Genomic DNA, 9,317 nt, shown 5'->3' with positions numbered 1-9,317 from the left:
TTGCGCCAGGAGATGGTGCCCGGCCTGGCGCAGCTGGTGGAGATCGGCCTGGTCGCCAACCGGCGGAAGCCCGTAGCTTAAGTAGCTTAATGTGCGCCGGTCTAACCGCCGTTCAAGCCACATCCGGCACCTTCGTCCGCAGGGTCACGAACTCTTCCGCCGCCGTCGGGTGCAGCCCGATGGTGCTGTCGAACACGGCCTTGGTGGCGCCGGCGTTCATGGCCACGGCCACGCCTTGGATCATCTCCGGCGTGTCATCGCCCACCAGGTGGCAGCCCACCACCCGGTCGCTGGCCCGCTCCACCACCAGCTTCATCAGCATGCGCTGGTCGCGGCCGGAAAGGGTGTGCCGCATCGGCTTGAAATTGGTGCGGTAGATGTCGACCGCCGGGTAGGTGGCGCGGGCTTGCGCCTCCGTCATGCCGCAGGTGGCCACCGGGGGTATGGAGAACACGGCCGTCGGAATGTTGTGGTAATTCACGCTGCGCGGCTTGTTGCCGTACAGGGTATCGGCCAGCACGTGGCCCTCGGCGGTGGCCACCGGCGTCAGGTTCACGCGGTCGGTGACGTCACCCAGGGCATAGATGTTGGGCACGGTGGTGCGGTACTGGTCGTCCACCTTGATGGCGCCGCGCTCGTTCAGCTCCACGCCCACGCGCTCCAGCCCCAGGCCGCGCACATTGGGGCGGCGGCCGGTGGCGTAGAGCACGGCGTCCAGTTCCAGCTGGCTGCCGTCGGACAGGGTGGCCAGCAGGCAGCGTCCCGTCTTGTCCAGCCGCTCGATGGTGGTGTTGGGGCGCAGGTCCACGCCGGCCTTGGCGATTTCAGCGCCCAGGAAATCGCGCACGTCCTCGTCAAAGCCCCGCAGCAGCTTGTCGCCGCGGAAGATCTGGATGGCGCGGGACCCTAGGCCGTTGAACACGCCGGCGAATTCGGTGGCGATGTAGCCGCCGCCGACGATGGCGATATGCTCCGGACGCTTTTCCAGGTGGAACACCTCGTTGGAGGTGATGGCGTAGTCGCGTACGCCGGGCTTCTCCGGCAGTTCCGGCCAGCCGCCGGTGGCGATCAGGATGCGTTCCGCCGTCACCCGCTTGCCGCCCACGTCCACCGTGTGCTCATCCACGATGGTGGCGCGCGCCTCGAAGATGGTGGCGCCGGAATTCTCCAGCAGGCGGCGGTAGATGCCGTTCAGGCGCGCGATCTCCGCATCCTTATGGGCGATCAGGCGCTGCCAGTCGTGCGGCTTGGCCTCCACGTCCCAGCCGTAGCCGGCCGCGTCCTGGAAGTCGGCGGAGTACTGCGCGGCGTAGACCAGGAATTTCTTGGGCACGCAGCCGACGTTGACGCAGGTGCCGCCCAGGTACCGTTCCTCCGCCACCGCGACCCGGGCGCCGTGGCCAGCCGCGATTCGGCTGCACCGCACCCCGCCGGAGCCGGCGCCGATGGTGAAAAGGTCGTAGTCATAGGCGGCCATGGCCGGATTCCCTGTGGTGGAGACGGCGATGTGCGCCGATCGGACGTGCCCAGATGTCGTATCTTTTCCCATTCGGCGCAAGGGATGGCGTCACGCTGGAAGTGTAGCGCCGGACGCATGTTACCTTGCCGGGGAACAGGAAGGCGGGCGACCGCCGGCGACGACATGGGGGTTCGGATATGATCCGTATGACGGGTGGCATCGCGGTCATGGTGGCGGCGGGCCTGGCGGCCGGTGCCGCGCGGGCCGAGATCAAGCTGGGCCTGGGCGCCCCCTTGACCGGCCCCAACGCCGTGGTGGGCGAGCAACTGCGCCGGGGCAGCGAACAGGCCATCAAGGACATAAATGCCAAGGGCGGCGTGTTGGGTGAGAAGATCGTCCTGATCCAGGCCGACGACGCCAGCAACCCCAGCCAGGGCGTGGCCGCGGCCAACAAGCTGATCACCCAGGGCGTGGTGGCGGTCATCGGCCACTACAACTCCGCCGTCTCCATCGCCGCCGCCAAGGTCTATTCCGAGGAGGGCGTGGTCCAGATCTCCCCCGGTTCCACCAACCCGCAACTGACGGAAATGGGCAGCAGCACCACCTTCCGCACCTGCGGGCGTGACGACCAGCAGGGCGAGGTGGCGGCCCAGTACATCGCTAAGACCTACCCCAAGGCCCGCATCGGCATCCTGCAGGACCAGACCACCTACGGCCGCGGCCTGGCCGACGCCACCCGCGCGGCGTTGGCCAAGCTGGGCCTGAAGGAAGTGGTGTATGAGGCCGTCACCGTGGGCGACCGCGACATGTCCTCCGTCATCACCCGCATGAAGGACGCCCAGGTCGACTTCGTCTATTTCGGCGGCCTGCACACCGAGGCCGGGCTGCTAGTCCGCCAGATGGCTGAGAAGGGCCTGAAGGCCAAGTTCATGGCGGGCGACGGCATCGTCTCCAACGAGTTCTGGAACATCACCGGCGCCACCGGCAACGGCGTGCTGAACACCTTCGGCGCCGACTATCGCCAGCAGCCGGTGGCGGCGGAGGTGGTGAAAAGCTTCCGCGCCCAGAACTATGAGCCGGAGGCCTACACCCTCTATTCCTACGCCGCCGTCCAGGCCTGGGCCCAGGCTGCGACCGAGGCCAAGAGCACGGATCCGGCCAAGGTGGCGGCCATCTTGCACAAGGCCAGCTTCCAAACGGTGATCGGCCCCCTCTCCTTCAATGCGAAAGGAGATCGCACCACTGCGGATTACACAGTTTACCAATGGCGCGACGGATCCTATACCGAGATCAAGTAGTGTGAATTAGTTCTCTCCCGGTTCAGGAATCACCGTTAAATGCGCGTTCCCGCTTTCGCCCGTGCCGCGATCTTCGCCCTGCCCCTGCTGTCGATCAACCTGCCAGCGCTGGCGGACATCAAGATCGGTGTCGGCGTTCCCCTGAGCGGCCGGCTGGCGGCGGTGGGGACGCAATTGCGCCGGGGGGCCGACCAGGCCGTGGCCGACATCAACGCCAAGGGCGGCGTGCTGGGGCAGAAGCTGGTGGTGGACGCGGTGGACGATGGCGGGGAGCCCACGCAATCCGTGGCCGCCGCCAACCGCCTGGTGACCGATCGCGTGGCCATGGTGATGGGCCACATGACCACCGGCACCACCATGCCGGCCGCCCAGGTCTATGCCGATGAGGGTGTCATCGTCATCACCCCCAGCTCCACCAGCCCGGAGCGGACGGCCCAGGGCTGGGACACGCTGTTCCGCACCTGCGGCCGCGACGACCAGCAGGGCCAGGTCATCGGCGCCTATCTGGCCGACCACTACAAGGGCGGCAAGATCGCCGTCGTCGACGACCAGACCACCTATGGCAAGGGCCTGGCCGACGCCGTGCGCGCCACGCTGAAGGCCCGGGGCGTGCCCGTGGCCCTGAACGGCGTGCTGACCGCCGGCGAAAAGGACTTCAGCGCCATGGTCACCCGCCTGAAGTCGGCGGACGTGGATGCCGTGTTCTACGGCGGCCTGTACCCGGAGGCCGGCCTGCTGGTGCGCCAGTCCCGCACCGCCGGCCTGAAGGCCGCCTTCCTGGCGGGCGACACCCTGGCCAGCGATGAGTTCTGGACCACCGCCGGCACCATGGGCGAAGGCGTGATGATGGCCTACAACGCCGATGTCCGGCAGAGCCCCGCCGCCAAGGAGGCGCTGGACAGCTTCCGCAAGAACGGCGGCGAGCCCAACATCTTCTCCCTCTATTCCTACGCCGCCGTTCAGGTCTGGGCCCAGGCCGCCGCCAAGGCCGGCACGATCGACCCCAAGAAAGTGGCCGCCGTGCTGCACAGCGGCCAGGAATTCACCACCGCCGTCGGCACCGTCTCCTACGACGCCAAGGGCGACCGCAAGCAGAACGACTACGTCATCTACAGCTGGCACAACGGCGCCTACGCGCCGCTGGCGAAGCCGTAAGCCGGTGGGATGAGGCGGCCCTGGCCACACGGGGTCGCCTGCGTCTAATGGCGCGCCCGTGAGCTGGTCTTCATTTCCTCCAGGCCATAATCGATGAAATCCTGCCAACTGTTGGCGGTCAGGGTGTCGGCGAAGGCATAGAGGATGGTCAGTAGCTTGTCGGAAAATTCGCAGGCTTTCTTGAAGTCGTCTATTTCATCCAGGGGGAATTTATGAAAGCCGACGCGCTCATAGGTCGGGCGCCTCCTGTCAATCCAGTCGCGCCAGTGGTCATGATATCCCACCCGCCCCTCCAACCCGTCGCGACCCCGGATGCGCTCGGCGCAGGGTAGGACGTAAAGGCGGACGCGCTCGCGGAACTGTGCCAGGTCGTGCCCGCTGTGACGCCAGATTTCATACAGCTCGAAGGTGCAGGCGGGGGAGTGCAGATACTTGTCGCTGAGGATGACGAACACACGCCGACCGGCGCCCAGTCGCGACATGAAGGCGCGGATGCTGTCGCCCTGGCGTATCTGGTTGATGTCGCGCAGGACGCGGACACCAACCGTCTCGGCCGCCGCGCACAATTGGTCGACGATCTCCCGGCGTGCCCGCCCCTCGACGCTATCGTCTCCCCAGGCATAGGATACGAAGCAGTCGAAATTGGGGTCGGCGACGAAGTCCAGGGGCGGCGGCTGCGCGGCGGCGTCACCCAGCGGCGCATCAACCCTGCGTGGGGGTTCAGTCGCCTCGACGGTGGGGCGCAGGCCCAGGGTGTCGTTGACCCGTTCCACCGCCTGTTTCAGCCGGTCAAGCAGCGCCGCCGCGTCCCCGTCCTTCACGGCGATCCGGACCTCCCCCGCCATGTCCTGGGTCTCGCCCACCTCCACCAGGGCCCGCGCCCGTGTCGTCTGTTCATAGACGCAGACGCCCTGGCGCCAGTAGAGGGCCCGGGCGTTCGCCTGTTCGCCGATCCAGGAGATGACCCCACGGATGACCCCCGGATGCAGCAAGGGATAGCGCCAGGTCACGGTCACGGCGGCGGGCCCGCCCCCCCAATAGATCGCCAAGTCCCCCTCCAGCGCCGGGCGTTCGGGCAGCAACTCTGGGGCGATATAGACGGTGGCGTCGCTGTTCTCGGGAGAATGTTGATTATCCGTGTGATGGACGAAGCAGAGGCCACAGGCCCGCATCATGCCTAAGAACAGGCGCTGGTCCGCCACCGTGAAGCCGGCCGCCCGCCATACCCTGTCCTCCAGGCGTTGGCGCGTGAACCGCCCCCCTTCTTTCCGCAGGATCTCGTAGGAGGATGCGCGGTCGAACACGGCGTAGATGCCGTTCAGGATCCAGGCATGATCCAGGATGATGTGGTTCTGAAACAGGTCGGGCCGGTGGAACAGCAGGCCGGTGTTATGCAGATAGGCCAGTACCTGGTCCGGATCGGCGACACCGCCGGCCTCCGCGCACCAGTCCAGGAATTGCTCCCGCGTGATCCACCGCCATTCCGGGGGAAAGTCGCCATCGGCGCCACGGAAATTTTCGATCCGCCGTTGCACCGCCAAACGGTTGGCGCCGATCAGCAGGTCGCCGTCGCGCTTGCGCATGAACGCCACGGCCCGGCGCAGGGCCAGCGTCAACTCATCATCGCCATGACGCGTCCGGGCGCTGAACCGCAGTTCCCGATGAAAGGGAAACGCCTGCAGGGTCTCCGTCGCCACCGGCGCCCGCGGCACCGCCACCCCTTCCTCATCACACTGGCTCTGCACCAGCAGCAGGGGGCCGCTGGCCCCCGAGGTGTGGCGCACATAATCCACCCAGTACTGCGGGGGATGGGTGCGGAAGCGCAGGCCGTGCGGATCGGTCACCGCCTGCTGGTCGGGAACCCACAGCACCAGGAACAGGGCGTCCGTCCGCAGGAACAGGGCATGGGTGCCGTGATACAGTTCCTGGCCGCCGAAATCCCATAGATACAGCCGCACGGCGGATTTTTCGGGGCCGTCCATAGTCGCCATGGCGACACGGATGCCATGGGTGGAATCCCAATGTTCATTGAACGGCAGGCCCTGAAGATACCGGCACAACTGGGTCTTGCCGCAGCGCCCGTTGCCCAGGACCATCACCTTGACATCGGACAGCGCCTGTGGACCCGCCCTTAAATCGTCAAAATGGGCTTTCAAAGCCGGTAGGGCGTTGACGTAATTTTGGGGAATGACCCCGGCGGGCACCCCCATTATACGGGAGTTCTGGAGAATAACTCTGATGTTACAGGTATCTTCCAAGAAGTGGTGTGGTATCCCGGAAAGGATATTTTCCCAACAATCGAGAGTTTGGAGACTGCTGATCGCCGTCAACGGCGACAGGTCCTCCACCATGGTATGGGAGCAGTCTAGCGTCTTCAGGGCCCGCAGACCGGACAAGGGTGACAGGTCCGTCACACCGGTATGGGAGCAGCGTAACGTCTCCAGGGCCAGCAGACCGGCCAACGGCGTCAGGTCCGTCACCCCGGTGCGAGAGCAGTCTAGCGTCTCCAGGGCCAGCAGACCGGACAACGGCGACAGGTCCGTCACCCCGGTGCGAGAGCAGTCTAGCGTCTCCAGGGCCAACAGACCGGACAACGGCGACAGGTCCGTCACGCCAGTGCCAGAGCAGCGTAGCGTCTCCAGGGCCAGCAGACCGGACAACGGCGACAGGTCCGTCGCTCCAGTGAAGGAGCAGTTCAGCGTCTTCAGGGCCAGCAGACCGGACAACGGCGACAGGTCCGTCACCCCGGTGGGAGAGCAGTCTAGCGTCTCCAGGGCCAGCAGACCGGACAACGGCGACAGGTCCGTCACCCCGGTGCCAGAGCAGCGTAGCGTCTCCAGGGCCAGCAGACCGGACAACGGCGACAGGTCCGTCGCTCCGGTGAAGGAGCAGTTCAGCCTCTTCAGGGCCAGCAGACCGGACAACGGCGACAGGTCCGTCACCCCGGTGGGAGAGCAGTCTAGCGTCTCCAGGGCCAGCAGACCGGACAACGGCGACAGGTCCGTCACGCCAGTGCCAGAGCAGTCTAGCGTCTCCAGGGCCAGCAGACCGGACAAGGGTGACAGGTCCGTCACCCCGGTGTCGGAGCAGTTTAGCGTCTCCAGGGCCAGCAGACCGGACAACGGCGACAGGTCCGTCGCCCCGGTGAAGGAGCAGTTCAGCGTCTTCAGGGTCAGCAGACCGGACAACGGCGACAGGTCCGTCACGCCAGTGCCAGAGTAGCGTAGCTTCGCCGGTGCCAGCAGACCGGCCAAGGATGACAGGCCCGTCGCCCCGGTGAAGGAGCAGTTCAGCGTCTTTAGGGTCAGCAGACCAGACAACGGCGACAGGTCCGTCACCCCGGTGCGAGAGCAGTCTAGCGTCTCCAGGGCCAGCAGACCGGACAACGGCGACAGGTCCGTCACGCCAGTGCCAGAGCAGTCTAGCGTCTCCAGATCCAGCAGACCGGACAACGGCGACAGGTCCGTCACCCCGGTGCTGGCGCAGCTCAATGTCCTAAGGTGGCAACAAGCGGAAAACGGTCCGAGGTCCGTCACGGTGGTGTCGGCAACGGACACGATTTCCAGCGCCGTCAGGGGCGCCAGCGCCGTGATATCGCCAACCTGGAATAGTTCGCGCGAATAGCGGCCCTTGTTTAAGGACACGCCGTCGCTCTCCACGGCACGGCCGAGCAAGAGAACCGTCAGGTGCGTCAGGGCGAAGAGTTCCGTTGGGAACACGGGGAGATGCAGATTGCAGAGGTCCAGGCACCCTGTCCTGGCCACCGCTTCTTCAGCGATCCGCTGCCGGGCGACGGCCAGATCGTGGCTTATCCGATCGGCGGAAAGCTGTTTATCGATATCACGCATGCCGTACCGCCCCTCAACCCAGAGCGGCAAGTATGGCAGCAGACCTTCCTAAAGGTAAACAGATGCCGGATGGGTGGTGCCCAGCAGCGGATCGCGAGGCCGGGGTGGCGTTGGCCAAACTGCGGGGTTCGTTGGCCGGTGGCTGGGTCAGTTCGCCGCCACCGGCAGGCCCAGCGCGTGGCGCACCTTGCCCTCCGCCGTGGTCGGCGGCTCGAAGGGGTTGATGGTGCTTTTCAGGTGGCCGGCGGGGTCCATCAGGAAGATGGCGGCGTTGTGTTCCATGGCGTAATCGGTGGCTGTGCTGTCGGGCGGCAGGGGCGTGCCGTCGGCGTTCACCTTGCGGTACATGACCTTGTAAGCGGCGGCGGCGGCGGCCACCTGTGCCGGGGTGCCGGTCAGGGCGGCGATGTGCGGGTTGAAATTGGCCATGTAGTCCTTCAGCACCGCCACCGTATCGCGCGCCGGGTCCACGGTGATGAACAGGCCCTGCACCCGGTCCGCGTCCGGCCCCAGCCCGTCCAGGATGACGCTCATGGACGCCAGGCCGGTGGGGCAGACGTCGGGGCAGTTGGTGTAGCCGAACATGACCATCAGCGTCTTGCCGGCGTAGGTGCGGTCGGTCACCGCCCGGCCGTCCTGGTCCGTCAGGGCGAAGGGGCCGCCGATGCTGGCCACGGTGGGCAACCCGGGCGTGGAGGGCGCGGATGCCGGACGGCTGGTCAAGGCCCAGGCGCCCACGCCCAGGGCCACCAGCAGCACGGCGGCGCCGGCCCCGTAGAGGATGGAATGGCGGGCGGTGGGGCGAGGCATGGGCGGGCTCCGAGGCAACCAGTGGTGCCATTTGGAACCCCGGCGCCGCCCGGGTCAAGGCGCCTTCCCTTGCCCTGCCGCCGCCCGCGCGCTAACTACACCGGCGACCAGACCGTACGCCGCGAAGAAAGCCGCCCCCATGAAAGACCATCTGCCCCCCTCCGACCTGCTGCGCGCCCTGGCCGAGGAGGATGAGGATATGGAGGCGGCGGACCCGCGCCTGCCCCAGGTCATCACCCTGTGCGCCGACCGCGATCCCACCAACCGCGACTGGGCCGTCTATCTGCTGGCGCAGTCGGACGCCGACACGCCGGCGGTACGGGCCGCCCTGACGGCCGCCCTGGGGGATGAGGACGGCTCCGTCCGCGCCGAGGCCCTGGTCGGCCTGGCGCAGCGCGTGCCGGATGAGGCGCGGCCCCATGTCATCAAGGAACTGAACGGCGACGACGCCTACGCGCCGCTGTTCGAGGCCGCCGCGCTGTGCGGCCATCCCGATCTGATCAAGCCGCTGAAGACCTGGCTGAAGACCGGCGACAAGGAACTGGACGCCCTGGTGAAGGAAGCGCTGGACGCCTGCAAGGGCGCCGGCTGATCACTCGTCCGCCCCTAACTCGGCCGCCCCTCACTCGTCCGTGCTGTCCTCGACGGCGCGCGGCAGCGCCGCGTCGTCGCCCCGGGAGAACAGCGTGGTGATGGCTGGGCGCGCGTCCAGCAGGCCGGCGGCGCGCAGATCGTCCACGCCCGGCA

6 protein-coding genes are annotated in these 9,317 nt (G+C 66.9%); 3 read left to right on the top strand and 3 right to left on the bottom strand.

The genetic code is table 11. The features are described 5' to 3' along the window. Positions 1-112: 112 nt before the first annotated feature. Positions 113-1,477, bottom strand: a complete 1,365-nt coding sequence (gene gor, locus I55_RS25095) for a glutathione-disulfide reductase (RefSeq protein ID WP_044563454.1) — start codon at positions 1,475-1,477, stop codon at positions 113-115. 179 nt (positions 1,478-1,656) lie between these two features. Between gor and I55_RS25090 the strand changes: the two genes are divergently transcribed. After that, entirely contained in the window at positions 1,657-2,757 is a 1,101-nt protein-coding gene (locus tag I55_RS25090) for a branched-chain amino acid ABC transporter substrate-binding protein (protein ID WP_044563453.1), read from the top strand. 39 nt (positions 2,758-2,796) lie between these two features. Further along, entirely contained in the window at positions 2,797-3,912 is a 1,116-nt protein-coding gene (locus tag I55_RS25085; RefSeq protein ID WP_044563452.1) for a branched-chain amino acid ABC transporter substrate-binding protein, read from the top strand. Between the two features lie 44 nt (positions 3,913-3,956). On the opposite strand, the gene I55_RS25080 is transcribed toward I55_RS25085, so the two are convergent. Both I55_RS25080 and I55_RS25075 read right to left on the bottom strand, forming a co-directional pair. After that, positions 3,957-7,760 (bottom strand): leucine-rich repeat domain-containing protein, encoded by a 3,804-nt coding sequence (locus tag I55_RS25080; RefSeq protein ID WP_049974475.1) that lies wholly within the window; start codon positions 7,758-7,760, stop codon positions 3,957-3,959. Between the two features lie 147 nt (positions 7,761-7,907). Next, complete coding sequence (locus I55_RS25075; RefSeq protein ID WP_044563451.1) at positions 7,908-8,570, bottom strand: SCO family protein; 663 nt, start codon at positions 8,568-8,570, stop codon at positions 7,908-7,910. Between the two features lie 139 nt (positions 8,571-8,709). On the opposite strand from I55_RS25075, the gene I55_RS25070 reads away from it, so the two are divergent. Continuing rightward, the gene (locus I55_RS25070) at positions 8,710-9,162 is read left to right on the top strand and encodes a HEAT repeat domain-containing protein (protein ID WP_044563450.1); all 453 of its coding nucleotides are present in this window, start codon (positions 8,710-8,712) and stop codon (positions 9,160-9,162) included. Positions 9,163-9,317: the final 155 nt, after the last annotated feature.

It is taken from the genome of Azospirillum sp. B4, from assembly GCF_000333275.1.
Lineage (GTDB): Bacteria > Pseudomonadota > Alphaproteobacteria > Azospirillales > Azospirillaceae > Nitrospirillum.
The sequence above is the reverse complement of the archived record's forward strand: the minus strand, read 5'-3'. Positions and strand labels throughout refer to the sequence as shown.

Coding starts and splice junctions, on each gene's coding strand:
- gor (WP_044563454.1), bottom strand. CDS start 1,477: ATGGCCGCCTATGACTACGACCTTTTCACCATCGGCGCCGGCTCCGGC.
- I55_RS25090 (WP_044563453.1), top strand. CDS start 1,657: ATGATCCGTATGACGGGTGGCATCGCGGTCATGGTGGCGGCGGGCCTG.
- I55_RS25085 (WP_044563452.1), top strand. CDS start 2,797: ATGCGCGTTCCCGCTTTCGCCCGTGCCGCGATCTTCGCCCTGCCCCTG.
- I55_RS25070 (WP_044563450.1), top strand. CDS start 8,710: ATGAAAGACCATCTGCCCCCCTCCGACCTGCTGCGCGCCCTGGCCGAG.
- I55_RS25080 (WP_049974475.1), bottom strand. CDS start 7,760: ATGCGTGATATCGATAAACAGCTTTCCGCCGATCGGATAAGCCACGAT.
- I55_RS25075 (WP_044563451.1), bottom strand. CDS start 8,570: ATGCCTCGCCCCACCGCCCGCCATTCCATCCTCTACGGGGCCGGCGCC.